17 protein-coding genes are annotated in these 17,498 nt (G+C 69.4%); 11 read left to right on the top strand and 6 right to left on the bottom strand.

Annotated features, from left to right (window positions below; genetic code table 11):
• Positions 1-19: 19 nt before the first annotated feature.
• From mfd to AC3A6X_RS04780, 8 genes are all read left to right on the top strand, one after another.
• Positions 20-3,559, top strand: coding sequence for a transcription-repair coupling factor (mfd, locus tag AC3A6X_RS04815; RefSeq protein ID WP_487841045.1), 3,540 nt, complete (start codon positions 20-22; stop codon positions 3,557-3,559).
• Positions 3,560-3,573: 14 nt separating this feature from the next.
• Positions 3,574-3,846, top strand: coding sequence for an antitoxin (locus tag AC3A6X_RS04810; protein WP_487841044.1), 273 nt, complete (start codon positions 3,574-3,576; stop codon positions 3,844-3,846).
• Positions 3,843-4,295 carry a PIN domain-containing protein gene (locus AC3A6X_RS04805; protein WP_487841043.1) on the top strand — a complete coding sequence of 151 codons (453 nt, stop codon included), beginning with the start codon at positions 3,843-3,845 and terminating at the stop codon, positions 4,293-4,295. The genes AC3A6X_RS04810 and AC3A6X_RS04805 overlap by 4 nt, the downstream gene beginning before the upstream one ends.
• Entirely contained in the window at positions 4,282-4,986 is a 705-nt protein-coding gene (serB, locus tag AC3A6X_RS04800; protein ID WP_487841042.1) for a phosphoserine phosphatase SerB, read from the top strand. Before AC3A6X_RS04805 ends, serB begins: the two co-directional genes overlap by 14 nt.
• Positions 4,987-5,109: 123 nt before the next feature.
• Entirely contained in the window at positions 5,110-6,081 is a 972-nt protein-coding gene (locus AC3A6X_RS04795; protein ID WP_487841041.1) for a tripartite tricarboxylate transporter substrate binding protein, read from the top strand.
• A 19-nt stretch (positions 6,082-6,100) separates the two neighbouring features.
• Entirely contained in the window at positions 6,101-6,568 is a 468-nt protein-coding gene (locus tag AC3A6X_RS04790) for a tripartite tricarboxylate transporter TctB family protein (RefSeq protein ID WP_487841040.1), read from the top strand.
• Positions 6,569-6,575: 7 nt separating this feature from the next.
• A complete protein-coding gene (locus tag AC3A6X_RS04785) occupies positions 6,576-8,081 on the top strand; it encodes a tripartite tricarboxylate transporter permease (RefSeq protein WP_487841104.1) in 1,506 nt (501 codons plus the stop codon).
• Between the two features lie 5 nt (positions 8,082-8,086).
• Positions 8,087-9,151, top strand: a complete 1,065-nt coding sequence (locus AC3A6X_RS04780) for an Ldh family oxidoreductase (RefSeq protein ID WP_487841039.1) — start codon at positions 8,087-8,089, stop codon at positions 9,149-9,151.
• A gap of 13 nt (positions 9,152-9,164) precedes the next feature.
• Here AC3A6X_RS04780 and AC3A6X_RS04775 read toward each other — a convergent pair whose 3' ends face one another.
• Positions 9,165-10,352 (bottom strand): aminotransferase-like domain-containing protein, encoded by a 1,188-nt coding sequence (locus AC3A6X_RS04775; RefSeq protein WP_487841038.1) that lies wholly within the window; start codon positions 10,350-10,352, stop codon positions 9,165-9,167.
• A gap of 97 nt (positions 10,353-10,449) precedes the next feature.
• On the opposite strand from AC3A6X_RS04775, the gene nth reads away from it, so the two are divergent.
• Together nth and AC3A6X_RS04765 are read left to right on the top strand one after the other, a co-directional pair.
• Positions 10,450-11,088: an endonuclease III gene (nth, locus tag AC3A6X_RS04770; RefSeq protein WP_487841103.1), complete on the top strand. Its 639-nt coding sequence runs from the start codon at positions 10,450-10,452 to the stop codon at positions 11,086-11,088.
• A gap of 102 nt (positions 11,089-11,190) precedes the next feature.
• Positions 11,191-11,664 (top strand): Ivy family c-type lysozyme inhibitor, encoded by a 474-nt coding sequence (locus AC3A6X_RS04765; protein WP_487841102.1) that lies wholly within the window; start codon positions 11,191-11,193, stop codon positions 11,662-11,664.
• Positions 11,665-11,671: 7 nt separating this feature from the next.
• Here the strand turns inward: AC3A6X_RS04765 and AC3A6X_RS04760 are convergent, their stop codons facing one another.
• From AC3A6X_RS04760 to AC3A6X_RS04745, 4 genes are read right to left on the bottom strand one after another with little or no spacing between them, the layout of a single operon-like run.
• A complete protein-coding gene (locus AC3A6X_RS04760) occupies positions 11,672-12,220 on the bottom strand; it encodes a histidine phosphatase family protein (RefSeq protein ID WP_487841037.1) in 549 nt (182 codons plus the stop codon).
• Positions 12,217-13,014 carry an adenosylcobinamide-GDP ribazoletransferase gene (locus AC3A6X_RS04755; protein WP_487841036.1) on the bottom strand — a complete coding sequence of 266 codons (798 nt, stop codon included), beginning with the start codon at positions 13,012-13,014 and terminating at the stop codon, positions 12,217-12,219. The genes AC3A6X_RS04760 and AC3A6X_RS04755 overlap by 4 nt, the downstream gene beginning before the upstream one ends.
• A complete protein-coding gene (cobT, locus tag AC3A6X_RS04750) occupies positions 13,014-14,126 on the bottom strand; it encodes a nicotinate-nucleotide--dimethylbenzimidazole phosphoribosyltransferase (RefSeq protein WP_487841035.1) in 1,113 nt (370 codons plus the stop codon). The genes AC3A6X_RS04755 and cobT overlap by 1 nt, the downstream gene beginning before the upstream one ends.
• Positions 14,123-15,592: a cobyric acid synthase gene (locus tag AC3A6X_RS04745; RefSeq protein WP_487841034.1), complete on the bottom strand. Its 1,470-nt coding sequence runs from the start codon at positions 15,590-15,592 to the stop codon at positions 14,123-14,125. Before AC3A6X_RS04745 ends, cobT begins: the two co-directional genes overlap by 4 nt.
• A 162-nt stretch (positions 15,593-15,754) precedes the next feature.
• Here AC3A6X_RS04745 and AC3A6X_RS04740 point away from each other — a divergent pair, with 162 nt between their 5' ends.
• Positions 15,755-15,982, top strand: a complete 228-nt coding sequence (locus AC3A6X_RS04740) for a hypothetical protein (protein ID WP_487841033.1) — start codon at positions 15,755-15,757, stop codon at positions 15,980-15,982.
• Positions 15,983-15,998: 16 nt separating this feature from the next.
• On the opposite strand, the gene AC3A6X_RS04735 is transcribed toward AC3A6X_RS04740, so the two are convergent.
• Positions 15,999-17,489 (bottom strand): efflux transporter outer membrane subunit, encoded by a 1,491-nt coding sequence (locus AC3A6X_RS04735; RefSeq protein WP_487841032.1) that lies wholly within the window; start codon positions 17,487-17,489, stop codon positions 15,999-16,001.
• Between the last annotated feature and the right edge of the window lie 9 nt (positions 17,490-17,498).

Below are 17,498 nucleotides of genomic sequence, written 5' to 3'. Positions count from 1 at the left end.
TGCATTTCCCTGGCACTTCATGCACCTCCCCGCTCTCACCGCAGGCAAGCGCTTCACGCTGCCGCGCCCTCCTCTCTCCGCCGATGCGCTGCTGCTGGCGCAGCTGGCCGAACGCGAGAAATCGGCCGGCCGCGCGAGCGCCGTCTTCACCGCCGACGCCAACGATGCGCAGCGGCTGATCGACGAGCTCGCCTTCTTCGCGCCCGAGTTGCGCTGCGCCCTCTTCCCCGACTGGGAGACGCTGCCCTACGACAGCTTCTCGCCGCACCAGGACCTGATCAGCGAACGCCTCGCCACCCTGTGGCGCATCAGCCAGAAAGAGGCCGACTTGGTGCTGGTGCCCGCCACCACCGCGCTCTATCGCCTGGCGCCGCCGGCTTTCCTGGCGGGCTACACCTTCCACTTCAAGGCCAAGCAGAAGCTGGAGGAATCCAAGCTCAAGGCCCAGCTCACGCTGGCCGGCTACAGCCATGTGACCCAGGTCGTGAGCCCCGGCGAGTACGCGGTGCGCGGCGGGCTGATCGACCTGTTCCCGATGGGCTCGCAGGTGCCCTTCCGGGTCGACTTGTTCGACGACGAGATCGACTCGATCCGCACCTTCGACCCCGACACCCAGCGCAGCCTCTACCCCGTGCCCGAGGTGCGCCTGCTGCCCGGCCGCGAGTTCCCGATGGACGACGAAGCCCGCGCGCGCTTCCGCAGCCGCTGGCGCGAGCTGCTGGAGGGCGATCCCACGCGCAGCCGGCTCTACAAGGACATGGGCAACGGCGTCGCCACCGCCGGTATCGAGTACTACCTGCCGCTCTTCTTCGAGGAGACGGCCACGGTGTTCGACTACCTCGGGGCGGACACGACCGTGGTGCTGCATGGCGAGCTCGAACCGGCGTTCCAGCATTTCTGGCAGGACACGGGCGAGCGCTATCGGCTGGTGCGGGGCGATCCGGAGCGGCCGGCGCTGCCGCCGGAGGCCTTGTTCCTGAGTGCGGAGCAGTTCTATCAGCGGGCGAAGCCGCACGCGCAGCTGGCGATTCGAGGTGGGGGCAGCCCTCTCCCGGAGGGAGAAGGAGCAAATCCGGAAGGCGCGGGTGAAGGCGGCCCCTACGCCGAATTCCAGGCGCTCCCCCCCTTCGCCGTCGTCCGCGGCGCCGACGATCCGCTGGTCAAGCTCAAGGCCCACATCGCCGCCACCCCGCACCGCGTGCTCGTCCTCGCCGAAAGCGACGGCCGCCGCGAGAGCCTGCTCGACTTCCTGCGCGCCAGCGGCGTGAGCCCGCCCGCCTTCGACTCGCTGGCCGAGTTCGAGGCCTCGCCCGACGAGAAAATCGGCATCGCCACCGCCGCCCTGGTGGCCGGCTTCGCCTGGACCGAACAGGGCATCGACTTCGTCACCGAGACCGAGCTCTTCGCCACCGCGCCCTCGGCCCGCCGGCGCAACCGCAAGCAGGAGCAGGTCAGCGACGTCGAGGCGCTGATCAAGGACCTGAGCGAGCTGGCCGTCGGCGACCCGGTGGTGCATTCGGCGCACGGCATCGGGCGCTACCGCGGCCTGGTCCACATGGACCTGGGCCAGGGCACCGATGCCGAAGGCAAGCCGATGCTGCAGGAGATGCTGCACCTGGAATACGCCGACAAGGCCACGCTCTACGTGCCGGTCGCGCAGTTGCACCTGATCAGCCGCTACACCGGCGTCAGCGCCGACGAGGCGCCGCTGCACAAACTCGGCTCGGGCCAGTGGGAGAAAGCCAAGCGCAAGGCCGCCGAGCAGGTGCGCGACTCGGCCGCCGAGCTGCTCAACATCTATGCCCGGCGTGCCGCGCGCGAAGGCCATGCCTTCCGCTTCTCGGCCGCCGACTACGAGGTCTTCGCCAACGACTTCGGCTTCGACGAGACCGCTGACCAGAAGGCCGCGATCCACGCCGTCATCCAGGACATGATCTCGCCCCAGCCGATGGACCGCCTGGTCTGCGGCGACGTGGGCTTCGGCAAGACCGAAGTGGCCCTGCGCGCCGCCTTCGTCGCGGTGACCGGCGGCAAGCAGGTGGCCTTCCTCGCGCCCACCACGCTGCTTGCCGAGCAGCACCACCAGACCTTGATGGACCGCTTCGGCAAGTGGCCCATCAAGGTCGCCGAGATGAGCCGCTTCCGCTCGACCAAGGAAATCAATGCAGCCGCCAAGGGCCTGGCCGACGGCAGCGTCGACATCGTGGTCGGCACGCACAAGCTGCTCTCCGGCACCGTGAAGTTCAAGAACCTGGGCCTGCTCATCATCGACGAGGAGCATCGCTTCGGCGTGCGCCACAAGGAGGCGATGAAGGCCTTGCGCGCCGAGGTGGACGTGCTCACCCTCACCGCCACGCCGATCCCGCGCACGCTCGGCATGGCGCTGGAAGGCCTGCGCGACCTCAGCGTGATCGCCACCGCGCCGCAGCGCCGCCTGGCGATCAAGACCTTCGTGCGCAACGAGGGCACGGGCGTGATCCGCGAGGCCGTGCTGCGCGAGCTCAAGCGCGGCGGGCAGGTCTACTTCCTGCACAACGAGGTCGAGACCATCGAGAACCGGCGCCAGAAGCTGGAGCAGATCCTGCCCGAGGCCCGCATCGCGGTCGCCCACGGCCAGATGCCCGAGCGTGAGCTGGAGCGCGTGATGCGCGACTTCGTGGCCCAGCGCTACAACCTGCTGTTGTGCTCGACCATCATCGAGACCGGCATCGACGTGCCGAGCGCCAACACCATCGTGATGAGCCGCGCCGACAAGTTCGGCCTGGCACAGTTGCACCAGCTGCGCGGCCGCGTCGGCCGCAGCCACCACCAGGCCTATGCCTACCTGATGGTGCCGGACATCGAGGGCCTGACCAAGCAGGCCGCACAACGCCTCGACGCCATCCAGCAGATGGAGGAGCTGGGCTCTGGTTTCTACCTCGCGATGCACGACCTGGAGATCCGCGGCGCCGGCGAGGTGCTGGGCGAGAACCAGAGCGGCAACATGATGGAGATCGGCTTCCAGCTCTACAACGAGATGCTGGCCGAGGCGGTGCGCTCCCTCAAGGCCGGCCAGGAGCCCGACCTGCTGGCGCCGCTGTCGGTCACCACCGAGATCAACCTGCACGCGCCCGCCCTGCTGCCCGAGGACTACTGCGGCGACGTGCACCTGCGCCTGTCCTTCTACAAGAAGCTCGCGACTGCGAAGACCTCCGACCAGATCGACACCCTGCTCGAGGAAATCGTCGACCGCTTCGGCAAGCTGCCGCCGCAGGCGCAGACGCTGATCGACGTACACCGGCTGCGCGTGCTGGCGCGGCCCTACGGCGTGGTCAAGGTCGACGCCGCGCCGGGCGTGATCCACATCAGCTTCAAGAAGGACCCGCCGGTCGACTCGATGGCCATCATCCAGCTGATCCAGAAGAACAAGCACATCAAGCTGGCCGGCAACGAGAAGCTGCGCATCGAGCGGGAGCTCAAGGAGCCGAAGGAGCGGGCGCAGATGGTGCGGGACGTGCTGCGCAGCTTGGGCCAGCCGAAGGTGCAAGAAGACGGCGCCTTGGCATATGCCAAGGCATAGGCTAGACTGCAGCCATGTCTGACCCTCACCTTCCTACCCGCAATGTCCGTCTGTTTCGCAACGGCGCAAATCAGGCCGTGCGCATCCCGCGCGAATTCGAGCTTCCGGGGAACGAGGCGCTGATGCGACGCGAGGGCGATACGCTCGTGATCGAGCCCGTGTACCCTGTGCCGCGCAAAGGCACCCTGGCTGGCTTGGCGGCGGTCTTGGCGACCATGGAGACGCTGGACGAGGACTTCCCCGATGTCGATGAAGGCCTGCTACCGCTGGACGACGTCGATCTATGAGCGCCGAAGCCGCAACGCATGGGTTGCGCCTGCTGGACACGAACATCATCTCCGAGTTGATGCGCCATCCAGGCGGCAAGGTCGCAGCGCAAATCCAGCGGCTGGCGCAAGAACAGCCCGATGGCAGGATCTGCACGAGCGCCGTGGTGGACTGCGAGCTGCGATTTGGTGTGGCTCGAAAGGGATCGCCACGACTTGCCGACGCGTATGGCCGAGCCATGTCTGTCATCGAAGTTCGTGACCTGCCTGTTGCCGCGGCGCCGATCTATGCAGACATTCGCGCCCACCTCGAACAGCTTGGCAAGCCGATCGGCCCCAACGATTTGCTGATCGCCGCCCATGCGCTGGCACTCGAAGCAACACTGGTGACCGACAACGAAAACGAATTCCGGCGCGTGCCCGGACTTGCCATCGAAAACTGGCTGAAATCAGCCCATGAGCATGAGTAACTCCGGCCTCGTCATCCAGCGCTTCATCCCACCCCTGAAGCTCGCCGACTTCAAGCTGATCGCCTTCGACATGGACTCGACGCTGATCAACATCGAGTGCATCGACGAGATCGCCGACGCGGTCGGCAAGAAGGCCGAGGTCGCCGCCATCACCGAGGCGACGATGCGCGGCGAAATCAAGGACTTCAAGGAAAGCCTGCGCCGCCGCGTGGCCCTGCTGCAGGGCGTGCCGGTCACGGCGCTGCAGGAGGTCTACGACCAGCGCCTGCGCCTCAACCCCGGCGCCGAGGTGCTGGTGTCGGCCTGCAAGGCGGCAGGGCTCAAGGTGCTGCTGGTCTCCGGCGGCTTCACCTTCTTCGCCAACCGCGTGAAGGAGCGCCTGGGCATCGACTTCGCGCGCTCCAACCTGCTCGACGAGGCCGACGGCAAGCTCACCGGCCGCGTGGCGATGCAATCCTGGGGCGACATCTGCGACGGCGCGGAAAAGCGCCGCACCCTGCTCGAAGTCGCCTCACTGATGGGCATCTCGCCCGCCGAATGCATCGCGGTCGGCGACGGCGCCAACGACCTGCCGATGATGCGCGAGGCCGGCCTGTCGGTGGCCTACCACGCCAAGCCCAAGGTGCGCGAGGAGGCCATGGTGGCGATCGACGACGGCGGCCTCGACCGGTTGCTGGAAGTCCTGCGTTGAAGCGTTGGGCGAAACCGGTTTCCTCCTAAGGCAAAAGGGACCGGCGCGGTCATAGGGTTATCTTCAGTTTCGCTTGCGGCGTCCCGGGTGCTTGAATGCCCGGGCAACAACGTAGGAGACGAAATGAAGCGCCGTCAGTCTCTGGCCGCACTCGGTGCCGCCGCCACCGCCATGGTTCTTCCCGGGCTCGCCCACGCGGCCTACCCCGAGCGCCCGATCACGATGATCGTGCCGTGGGGCGCCGGCGGCGGCACCGATGCCGTGGCCCGCATCATCGCCGCGGAGCTCGAGAAAGAACTCAAGCAGCCCATCAACGTGGTCAACCGCACCGGCGGCAGCGGCGTGGTCGGGCACCAGGCCATCGCCTCGGCCGTGCCCGACGGCTACACGCTGGGCATCGTCACGGTCGAGATCGGCATGATGCGCCACGCCGGCCTCACGCAACTCTCGGGCACCGACTACACGCCGCTCGCGCTCATGAACTTCGACGCCAACGCGATCTTCGTGCGCGAGGACTCGCCTATCAAGAGCGCCAAGGAACTGCTCGACGCCGCCAAGGCCAGCCCCGGCAAGCTCAAGGCCAGCGGCACCGGCCAGGGCGGCATCTGGCACCTGGGGCTCGCGCAATGGCTGGTCGACAACAAGCTGCCCGGCAACGCGATCGCCTGGGTGCCGAGCCAGGGCGCCGCCCCGGGCTTGCAGGACCTGATGGCCGGCGGCGTCGACGTGGTGTCCTGCTCGCTGCCCGAGGCGCGCTCGCTGATCGATGCCGGCAAGGTGCGCCCGCTGCTGCTGCTGGGCTCCAAGCCCGACGGCATCTTCCCCAAGGTGCCGCTCTACACCGACGCCGCGGGAAAGATGTGGAACGCCGGCGCCTGGCGCGGCATCGCCGCGCCCAAGGGCCTGCCGAAGGAGCAGACCGACCAGCTCGCCGCCACGCTCAAGAAGATCTTCGACGGCAAGGGCTACCAGGACTTCCTGGCCTCACGCGGCTTCGGCGCCCTCTATGCCGATCGCGCAGATTTCGGCAAGTTCATGGCCGAGAAGGATGCGGGCTTCGCCGTGGCGATGAAGGCCGTCGGCATCGCCAAGTAGAGCCTGACAAGCCCTGTCGATGCGCATCCATGACAGCCTGATCGGCGCCGTGCTGTTGCTGCTTTCGCTGGCAGTGCTCTGGCACATCCAGGGCTTTCCGCCGGCGTCCGGCCAGAACTTCGGGCCGGCGCTGTTCCCCGGGCTCGCCGCGGCGGGCCTCGCGCTGTGCTCGCTGGCGCTGATGTGGCTGGGCCTGCGCAGCGGCCAGCCCTTGCTCGCGCTCGGCGAGGGCCTGCGCTCCCCGCGGCGACTCGCGGCCTTCGCGATCGTCATCGCCAGCATGGCGTTCTACATCCTGCTGGCCGACCGCCTGGGCTTCGTGCTGTGCAGCCTGCTGATACTGACGCTGCTGCAATGGGCTTGCGGCGTGCGCGTGCCGGTCGCGCTGGCGGTGGCGGTGGCGGCCACGCTGGTGATCCACACCTGCTTCTACAAGCTGCTCAAGGTGCCGCTGCCCTGGGGCGTGCTGCAGCGCTTCGCGTGGTGAGGGCGGGCTGATGGATTCGGTACTCCTCGCCCTGCAGACCGTCGCCACGCCGACGGTGATGGTCGTGATGCTGCTGTCGGGCCTCTTCGGCATGTTCGTCGGCGCGGTGCCCGGGCTCACGGCCACCATGGCGACCGCGCTGCTGGTGCCCATCACCTTCTTCCTGCCGCCGGTGCCCGCCGTCGCGGCGATCGTCACGGCCACCGCCATGGCGATCTTCGCCGGCGACATTCCGGGCGCCCTGCTGCGCATCCCGGGCACGCCGGCCTCCGCCGCCTACACCGACGAGTCCTATGCGATGACGCGCAAGGGCCAGGGCGAGATGGCGCTGGGCATCGGGCTGGTGTTCTCCTGCATCGGCGGCCTGTTCGGCACGGCCGTGCTGATCGTGGCCGCGCCGGCGCTCGCCGAGGTGGCGATCAAGTTCAGCTCCTTCGAATACTTCTGGCTGGTGCTGCTGGGCCTGACCTGCGCGGTCTTCATCACCAGCGACACGCCGCTCAAGGGCCTCATCACGCTGTTCCTGGGCCTGCTGATGGGCTGCGTGGGCCTGGAGAACCCGGCCGGCCATCCGCGCTTCACCTTCGGCAATGCGGACCTGCTGGGCGGGCTGACCCTGATCCCCGCAATGATCGGCATGTTCGCCATCTCCGAGATCCTGCGCTTCACGGTCACGGCCGAGGAGCTTGCGCGCTTCAAGAAGCAGATCGGCTCGGTCTTCGCCGGCATGGGCGGCCTGATGCGCAAGTACCCGGTGCAGACCCTGCGCGGCAGCGCGCTGGGCACCGCGGTCGGCATCCTGCCCGGGGCGGGCGCGGACATCGCGGCCTGGATGTCCTATGCGATGAGCAAGAAGCTCTCGAAGGAGCCGCAGAAGTTCGGCACCGGCCATCCGGAAGGCCTGGTCGAGGCGGGTGCCGCCAACAACAGCGCGCTCGCCGGCGCCTGGGTGCCGGCGCTGGTGTTCGGCATCCCGGGCGACTCCATCACGGCCATCGTGATCGGCGTGCTGTACATGAAGAACATGAACCCGGGCCCGATGATCTTCATGAACAACCCGCACAACGTCTATGCGGTGTTCATCGTCTTCATCCTCGCCAACCTGCTGATGCTGCCGCTCGGGTGGGCCTGCATCAAGGCCTCGGCGTGGATCCTGCGCATGCCGCGCAACGTGCTGATGCCGATCATCCTGGTGTTCTGCCTGGTGGGCGCCTTCGCCATCAACAACGCGCTGTTCGACCTGTGGATCCTGCTCGGCTTCGGCGTCGCGGCCTGGCTGCTGGAGGAGAACGGATTCCCGGTCGCGCCGGCCATCCTCGGCATGCTGCTGGGCAAGATGCTGGAGGAGAACTTCATCACCTCGATGATCAAGTCCGACGGCAGCTGGCTGGCCTTCGTCGAGCGGCCCATCGCTGCCGGACTCGCGCTGGCCACGCTGCTGGTCTGGTTCGGCTCGGCCGCCCTGGCCTGGCGGCGCCGGCATCGACGCCTGCAGACTGCCGCGGCACACTGAAACCCATGAACGACATCTCTCCCCGCTACGACGCCGCCGCCCTCGCCCGCTACGCGGCGCAACTCCTGCAGCACGCAGGCCTGGCCGAGGCCATGGCCGGCACGGTGGCCGACACGCTGGTGCAGGGCGACCTGCTGGGCCACGACACACACGGCCTCGCGCTCCTGGCCGGCTATGTGAAGGAACTGGAGGCCGGCCGGATGCGCCGCGAGGGCGCGCCGATCGTCGTGTCCGACCGCCCGGCCGCCGTGCTGTGGGACGGCCAGCGCCTGCCCGGCCCCTGGCTGGTTCACCAGGGCCTGGACCTGCTGCTGCCGCGGGCGCGCGAGCTGGGCACCGCCTCGCTGGTGATCCGCCGCAGCCACCACATCGCCTGCCTCGCCGCCTACCTGCTGCGCGCGCTGGAAGAAGACATGCTGCTGGTGCTGGCCTGCTCCGATCCCAACACCGCCAGCGTCGCGCCCTTCGGCGGCACGCAGGCGGTGTTCACGCCCAACCCGCTGGCGCTGGGCTTTCCGCTCGGCGACGGTGGGGCGATGGTCGACATCTCGGCCTCCATCACCACCAACGGCATGAGCAACCGCAAGCACCACGCGGGCGAGACCTTCGAGCACGAGGTGCTCATCGACGCCAAGGGCCGGCCCTCCAAAGACCCGGCGGTGCTCTTCGAGCAGCCGCCCGGCACGCTGCTGCCGGTGGGCGGCACCACCCATGGCCACAAGGGCTACGGCCTGGCGCTGCTGGTGGAATCGCTGACCGGGGGGCTGGCTGGCCATGGCCGGGCCGATCCGCCCGAGGGCTGGGGCGCGACGGTCTACCTCACGCTGCACGATCTGAATGCCTTCGGCGGCAAGGCGGCCTTCCTGCGCCAGATGGACCACGTGGCCGCGCAGTGCCGCATCAACGTGCCCGTCGATGCGGCGAAGCCGGTGCGGCTGCCGGGCGAGCGCGGCCTCCAGCGGCGCGCCGAACAGATCGCAGCCGGCGTGCGCCTGGCGCCTTCGATCGCGCCATCGCTCCAGGCCGCCGAAGAGCGCTACGGCCTGAAGCTGGCCGACGCGCTGCGCTGAGGCCAGGAACGGCTCAGAGCGCGGCGCCCAGGCGCGCGATGCCTTCCTCGATCTTCTCGACGTTGGCGGTCGCGAAGCTCAGTCGCAGGGTCGCCAGGTCGGGCTTCTCGGCGAAGAAGGGCGCGCCGGGCACGAAGGCCACGCCCTTCTCGATCGCCCGCTTGGCCAGCGCATTGGCATCGGCCAGCTTGCCGTTCGCGCCCGTCAGCCGGGCCCAGAAGAACAGCCCACCGCCGGGCTGCGTGAAGGCGATCGCATCCCCGAGCTCGCGCTTCAGCGCCGCGCCCATGGCGGCCGCGCGCTCCGCATAGACCTTGCGCACATGCGCCAGCGTGTCGGGCATGCGCCCGCTCTTGAGGTACTGCGCGGCGGTGGCCTGCGCGAAGGTGCTGGTGTGGGCATCGCTGAACTGCTTGCACATGGTGGCCTTGGCCAGCAGCTCCGGCGGCGCGATCATCCAGCCGATGCGCAAGCCCGGGCTCAGCACCTTGCTCAGGCTGCCGCAATGCACCACCAGCTCGCGGCTGCCGGGGACCTCGGCGGTCAGCGACATGATCGAAGGCGGCGGCGCCTTGCCGAAATAGAGGTCGCCGTAGGGGTCGTCTTCCACGATCACCGTGCCGTGCTTCACCGCCAGCTCCAGCACCTTCCTGCGGCGCTCCAGGTTCAGCATCGCGCCGCTGGGGTTGCCGAAGGTGGGGATGAGGTAGACGAACTTGGGTTTGTGCTCGGCGATCAGCTGCTCCAGCCGATCGACCTGCACGCCCTCGGCATCGATGGGCGCGCTGATCAGCTCGGCCCCGTAGAGGCGGAAGCATTGGATGGTCGCGAGGAAGGTCGGCCCCTCGACGATCACCTTGTCGCCGGGCGAGATGAGGGTCTTGCCCAGCAGGTCGAGTGCCTGCTGGCTGCCGGTGGTCACGATCAGCCCGTCGGGCGCGACCTCCACGCCCTTGCCCTTCATGAAGGCCGAGAGCTGCGCGCGCAGCGGGTCATAGCCTTCGGTGGCGCCGTACTGCAGGGCGCCGCCGGGCTCTTCGGCCAGCGCCTTCGCGCTCGCCTCCTTCAGCCCCTCGACGTCGAACATCGCGCTGTCCGGGAAGCCGCCCGCGAAGCTGATGATGCCGGGCTTGCCCAGCAGCTTGAAGAGTTCGCGGATGGCGGAGGTTTCGACGTTGTCGAGGCGGGTGGCGAATTGCATGGGGAACCTGCTGCGAATGACGGAAGGGGTGCCATTGTCGCAAGTTCGGGCCAGGCCGCCGCCCGGCTGCGGCAACATGCATACACTGCCGGCCACGATGAAAAAAACAGCGATCGAGCCCTTCTTCGCCACCCTGCAGGCGGCCAATCCGGAACCCGAGACCGAGCTGGAATACAGCACCCCCTTCGAGCTGCTGGCCGCCGTGCTGCTATCGGCACAAGCAACGGACGTGGGCGTGAACAAAGCCACCCGCAAGCTCTTCCCGGTCGCAAACACCCCGCAGGCCATCCTCGACCTGGGGCTCGAAGGGCTGGAGGGCTACATCAAGACCATCGGCCTCTACCGCAGCAAGGCCAAGCACCTGATGGAGGCCTGCCGCATGCTGATCGAGCGCCACGGCGGCGAGGTGCCGCGCACGCGCGCCGAGCTCGAGGCCCTGCCGGGCGTGGGCCGCAAGACCGCGAACGTGGTGCTCAACGTGGCCTTCGGCGAAGCCACCATGGCGGTGGACACGCACATCTTCCGCGTCAGCAATCGCACCGGGCTGGCGCCCGGCAAGACGCCGCTGGAGGTCGAGCTCAAGCTGGAGAAGCGCGTGCCGCCGGCCTATCGCCTGCATGCCCACCACTGGCTGATCCTGCACGGGCGCTATGTGTGCGTGGCGCGCAAGCCGATGTGCTGGAAGTGCGCGGTGGCGCCCTGGTGCGACTACAAGCCGAAGACGCCGGCGCCCTGAGCGCCGCCCGGCCGCGCGAACAGCGCTCGCACCGCAGCCCCTGCGAGCCGCGGACGCCTACTCTTGCGGCGGCCGCGGCGCAGCACGATCATCGTGATTGCCATGCAATGCCGCTTTCGCCTTTTCCTGGTGTGTGCCCTGGGCGCGCTGGCCCTGCCGGGCTGGGCGCGCGACCGGCTTGGGGGACCAGAGCCACCCACATCGCCGGCTCCACCGTCACCATCCGCGGCCAAAGACAGGCCCGCGAAGCTGCTCACCGATGCGCGCTTCCGCAGAACCTGGCGCGGCCTGCTCGGCGCCCACGCGCGCGAACCCTGGCTCGCGCAGATGAACGGCCCCGCCCCCGAGCCGCGCTGGGTGTACGTGGGCAGCAGCCGCTACGTGCTGCATGCCTTCTGCAAGCCGCACGACTGCCACGACAACAACGCGGTGGTGCTCTACAGCCCGTTCGACCTGCGCATCCACGCATGGGTGCATCGCGGGCAAGGCAATATGCTGATCGGCACTCCATCGCCTGCCATGGCAACCGAACTGCAGCGGGTGTGGCGCCGCGAATGGCGGACGCCGTCGCGATAGCCTTTCTTCAACCCTCGACCACCACCCATTCGCCGAACGCGATCGGCCGCGAGGGCCATTGATCGGCGCGCTCCGCGCAGCGCAGGCCATCGCGCAGCAGCCACACGGCGCGGATCACGCCCGCATGCGTGATCCACAGCGCATCGCGCCCGGCGGCGCGCCATTCGTCGAAAGCTTCGCCCACCCGCCCCATGAACTGGCGCGTGCTCTCGCCATGGCCACCCGGCCGCGCATCGGCGAAAGCACCGGTCCAGGCATCGAGCTCGACGCGCGCGATGCTGCGCCAGTCGCAGCCTTCCCAGGCGCCGAAATCCATCTCGGCGATGCGCGCGTCGACGCGCAGCGGCAGCTCCGGCCGCAGCGCGGCGATGGCCTGCGCCAGCAGGGCGCAGCGCTGCAGGGGCGAGCTGACGAGCTCGGTCTGCGCGGCGAGCGCCGGCGCGATCCGCTCGGCGATGGCGCGTGTCGCTTCCGGCGGCACGCCCACGTCGGTACGGCCATAGCAGGAGCCGGCCACCGCGGTGGTCTGGGCGTGGCGCACGAGTCCCAGCTTCATGCCTGCCAGGCGAGCGCCAGGTAGAGGGCCAGCTCGCACAGCTGCTGGGTGGCGCCCAGTCCGTCGCCGGTGAAGCCCTGCAGCCGGCGTGCGAGCAGCTGCGCCATGTACGACGCCGCGAGCACGCAGGCGACCAGGGCAGCCACGGCCTGCGCGAGCGGATGCGTGAACAGCAGCAGCAGGACGGCCGGCAGCGCATACAGCCCGCCCACCAGCAAGGCCCCGCCGCCGATCGCATCGGCCAGCGGCTTGGACTTGCTCGCGCTGCCGTCGTCGCCCACGTAAGGCAGCCATCGGATCAGGAACAGCGGCGCCAGCCGCGACAGCACATGCGCCGCCAGCAAGGCGGTCGCGACGCTCATCGCGCCCTGCCCTGCCAGCGTGGCCAGCAGCGCGATCTTCAAACCCAGCGCCAGCACCAGCGCCAGCGCGCCGAAGGCCCCGATGCGCGAGTCCTTCATGATCTGCAGCGCACGCGCGCGATCCAACGAGCCGCCCAGGCCATCGGCCACGTCGGCCAGCCCGTCCTCGTGGAAGGCCCCGGTCAGCAGCACCGTTGCGATCGTCGACAGCAGCGCTGCCGCCACCGCGCCGACCATGCCGGGCAGGCCCGATTGCGCCAGCAGGAACACGCCTGCCCCGACCGCGCCCACCAGCCAGCCCACGCCGGGAAAATGCGCCGCGCTCGCACGCAGCATCGCGGGGCTGAAGCCCACCCAGGCCGCCAGCCGCCCCGTGACCGGCACGCGCGTGAAGAACTGGAGCGCCAGCAGGAAATGGCGCACGCCGTGCATCACGCCTCCCGCTGCGAGACACCGGCCGATTCGAAGCTCGCCATCTCGCGCAGGATGCGGCAAGCCGATTCGAGCAAGGGCCAGGCCAGCGCGGCACCGGAGCCCTCGCCCAGGCGCAGGTCCAGCTTCAGCAAGGGCTCGAGCCCGAGCGCCTCCAGCAGCAGCCGGTGACCCGGCTCGGCCGATTCGTGCGCCGCGACGCAGCGCTGCACAACATGCGGCCGCAGGGCTTGCGCCACCAGCACCGCCGCGCTGGCGATGAAGCCATCCAACACGATCACGCGCCGCTCCTGCGCCGCCTGCAGCACCGCGCCGACCAGCGTGGCGATCTCGAACCCGCCGAAGGCCGCGAGCGCGGCCAGCGGCGTGCCCGCATCGGCATGCAGCGCCAGCACCTCGCGCAGCAGCCCGCGCTTGCGCGCCAGACCCGCGGCATCGAGGCCCGTGCCGCTGCCGGTGCAGGCATCGATGTCCTGTCCCGTGAGCCGCGCCAGCAGCAGCGAGGCGGCCGAGGAATTGCCGATGCCCATCTCGCCCAGCAGCAGCGCGTTGCCCGGCAACCCGCGCACCAACGCCATGCCATTGGCGATGGCGGCCTCGCATTGCGCCGCGCTCATGGCAGGGCCGCTCGAGGCATCGGCAGTGCCCGCAGCGACCTTGAGAACGCGCAAGCCTTCGCGCGGCACGAAACTGTTGGCCCCCACGCTTCGCTGCCCCCCGAGGGGGCCTTCGCCGTCTTGGGGCGGCCCGGCGACGGCGAAGTCATGCCGCACCCCGCAGTCCACCACCGTGAGCGCCAGCCCATGCTGCCGCGCGAGCACGCTGACGGCCGCGCCGCCGGCGAGGAAGTTCTCCACCATCTGCCAGGTCACATCGCTCGGATAGGCCGAGACGCCGCGTGCCGCGAGGCCATGGTCGCCGGCGCACACCAGCATTTGCGGCGCCGAGAAGGCGGGAGCCTCGCTGCCGAGGATCAAGCCCAGCCGCAGGCCCAATGCCTCGAGCCGGCCCAACGCGCCGAGCGGCTTGGTCTTGTGGTCCAGCAGGTGCTGCAGCCGCGCGGCAAGCGCCGAATCGTCGATGGATTCGACGGCGGGAAGTTCAAGCTTCATTCGATCAGGGAGCGCAGCGCGCCCGCTTCAAAGTGGGAATCGATGTGGTCGGCCAGGCCGTCGAACACGGTCTCCAGCGTGCGCGCACGCGCGCCGAAAAGCGCCTGCAGCACGGCGGGGTCCTCGAACATGCCATGCAGATAAAGGCCCAGCACATTGCCCTGTCCGTTCTGCCAGGCCAGGTCCTCCGGCATCACGGCCTGCGCGCGATCGCCGGCGGCGGCCATCGCGGGATGCGGCGCGGTCTGGCCGTGGTGGATCTCGTAGCCGCGCACCGGCACCTCCGACAGGGCGGCCCAGGGCCCCTTCAGCGCACCGAAGCGGGCCTCGCGCAGGCGCACGGTCTTGTCCTCCTCGAACACGGTGACCAGCGGCAGCAGGCCGAGCCCGGGTCCGTTGCCATCCACGCCATGCGGATCGATCAAGGCCTCGCCCAGCATCTGCAACCCGCCGCAGATGCCGAGCACCGCGCCACCGCGCACCGCATGCGTCGCCACCGCGCGGTCCAGCCCCTGCGCACGCAGCCAGGCCAGGTCGCCGCTGGTGTTCTTGGACCCGGGCAGCACGACCCAGTCCGCATCGGTCAGCTCGGCCGGGCTGCGCACCCAGCGCAGCCGCACACCCGCCACATTCCTGAGCGGCTGGAACTCGTCGAGGTTGCTGATGCGCGGATAGGCGACGACGGCGACCGTCAATCGGACTTCACCGCCGGCCGTGCTGCGCTCGTCGAAGACGCCATCCTCCTCGGGCAGACCGTGCTGCCACCACATCGGCAGGGTCGCAACCGTCGGCACTCCTGTCAGCCCAAGCAGGCGCTCGGGCGCGGGCGCGAGCAGCGCTGCATCGCCGCGGAACTTGTTGAGCACGAAGCCGGCCAGCCGCGCGCGGTCGGCCTCGGGCATCAGGGCCCAGGTGCCGTAGAGGTGCGCGAAGGCGCCGCCACGGTCGATGTCGGTCACCAGCAGGCAGCGCGCATCGGCATGCCGCGCCACGCGCAGGTTGACGATGTCGCTGTCCATCAGGTTGATCTCGGCCGGCGAGCCCGCGCCTTCGATCACGACGATGTCGCTCTCGGCCCGCAGCGCATCGAGGGCCTGCGCGATCTGCGGCCAGACCCGTTCGCTGCGCCCGCGCCAGGGCAAGGCCGTGAGCTCGGCATTCACCTGCCCCATCAGGATCACCTGGCTGTGCGTGTCGCGCTCGGGCTTGAGCAGGAGCGGATTCATTCGCACATCGGGCACGGCGCGCGCCGCCAGCGCCTGGAAGTACTGGGCGCTGCCGATCTCGCCGCCCGCGACCACGCGCGCGTTGTTGCTCATGTTCTGCGCCTTGAAGGGCGCCACCTTGAAGCCTTGGCGCGCATACCAGCGGCACAGCGCGGTGGCCAGCCAGCTCTTGCCGGCACCGCTGGTAGTGCCCAGCACCATGACACAACGGGCCTTGTCGCGCCCGACCTTCTGATTCATGCGCGGATTGTCGTCGACGGCCGATCGAGGCGACCCGCGCAGCCTATCGCCAAGTTCTTCACGCTTTGATGGATTGCATCTGGATGCACCTGGATCGATCCCGCGCCCGAGTCCTTAGCCTCCTCTCATTCATAAGAGAAATAAGAGAAAAGAATAAGGTTGATGGCTTCGTTACGCGACACGGCGCTCACCATCGGGGAGCGCGAGAAGGGCAAGTTCTACTGGGTGCTGATCGAAGCTTTTGACGATGAGGGTTCCGAGACCCTCCATTACCGGCGTTTCAAGTCGGCCGCCACGCCGCAGGAGAGCTACTCGAGCGCGCTGGCGCTCGGGTCGGCTGCGCTGCGCAGGTTTGCGCAGGTGCAAGCCAAATCCGAACCCCAGGGCTGAACGAGGCCAAGGGAGCTCAGCGCGCCGCCACCTTTACATTCGCACCGGCCGCGGGTGCGGCATCGGCCGTAGCCTGGTCACTCCAGCCTCCGCCCAGCGCGCGAATCAACCCGACGGTCGACTGGTATTGCGCCGACCTCACCTGCAGCGCCTGGCGCCGGTTGCGCAGCTCGCTGCGGCGCGCGTCGAGCAGGTCGAGCTGGCTGATGTAGCCGTTGCGATAGCGTGCGTCGGACAGCTGCGTGGCCCGGCTGGCCGAGGCGACCGCCTTGGCCTGCACCCCCGATTGCGAGTCGAGGATGCGCAGCGACGACAGCTGGTCCTCCACGTCCTTGAAGGCCGTGAGCACCTGGTCGCGGTAGCCCGCGAGCGCGCCGTCGAGCTGGGCGCTGGCGCCCTGCACGCCGGCCTCGCGCCGGCCGCCGTCGAGCAGCGGCAGCGACAGCAGGGCGCCGATGCCCCAGGAACGCGCCGACCACTTGAACAGGTCGCCGATGTCCGAAGAGGCATAACCCGCGCCGCCGGTCAGTGCGATGTTCGGGAACCACGCGGCCTGCGCCACGCCCACGCGGGCCTGCGCCGCCAGCACGCTCCGCTGCGCGGCCGAGACATCGGGCCGGCGCGTCAGCACGGTCGCCGGCACGCCGGCGGGAATCGCGGGCAAGGCCGTGGTCCAAGTGTCGGGCTTCATCTCGAAGCTGGAGGCGGCCTCGCCGGTCAGCACCGCGAGCGCATGCTCGAGCTCGGCGCGGCGCCGATCCAGCGTCAGCGCCTCGGACTCGGTGGAGGCCATCTCGGTCTCCACGCGCGCCACGTCGAGCTCGGCGATGTCGCCGGCCTGAAAGCGCTGCTGCGTGAGGCGCAGCGTGTCGCGGTAGGCCTCGACGGTCTCGCGCACCAGTTGCCGCTCGTCGTCGAGCGCGCGCAGCGAGAGGTAGGTCTGCGCCGTCTCGGCCTGCACCAGCAGGCGCGTGCTCTGCAGCAGGCCGGCACGCGATTCGGCATCGAGCCGGGCCGCATCGCTGGCCTTCGAGAGCCGCCCGAACAGGTCGAGCTCGTAGGAGAAGTCGAGGCCGGCCGTGATCAGCGTGGAAGGCGTAGTGCTCTGGTTGCGGTCCAGCCCGCGCTGCCGGCTCGCGCCTGTGCCCAGGCCGAGCTGCGGCGAGCGGTCGGCGTCGGTGCTGCGCGCCAGGGCGCGCGCCTCGGCCAGCCGCGCCGCCGCGGCCTGGATGCTGTTGTTGCTGGCGTCGGCCCGCGCGACCAGTGCATCGAGCACCGGGTCGTTGAAGGCGCGCCACCACTCGCCGCGCGGCTGCGCCTCGGCGGGCTTGGCCTGCGTCCACTGGCCTTCGGCGGGCGCGACGGCCTGTTCCTTGAACTGGGCCGGTGCCTGGAAGCTCGGCGCTTCGGGCGTTGCGGTCGCGCAGCCCGCCAGCACCAGGGCCGCCATGAGCGGCGCCAGCGCTGCGCGCCACGGCCTGGTGAAAGTGCTTCGATCGAGTTTCATGATCTTCTT

This window comes from Variovorax sp. Soil_C_12, assembly GCF_057657375.1.
This window is presented reverse-complemented; position numbering and strand designations above follow the sequence as displayed.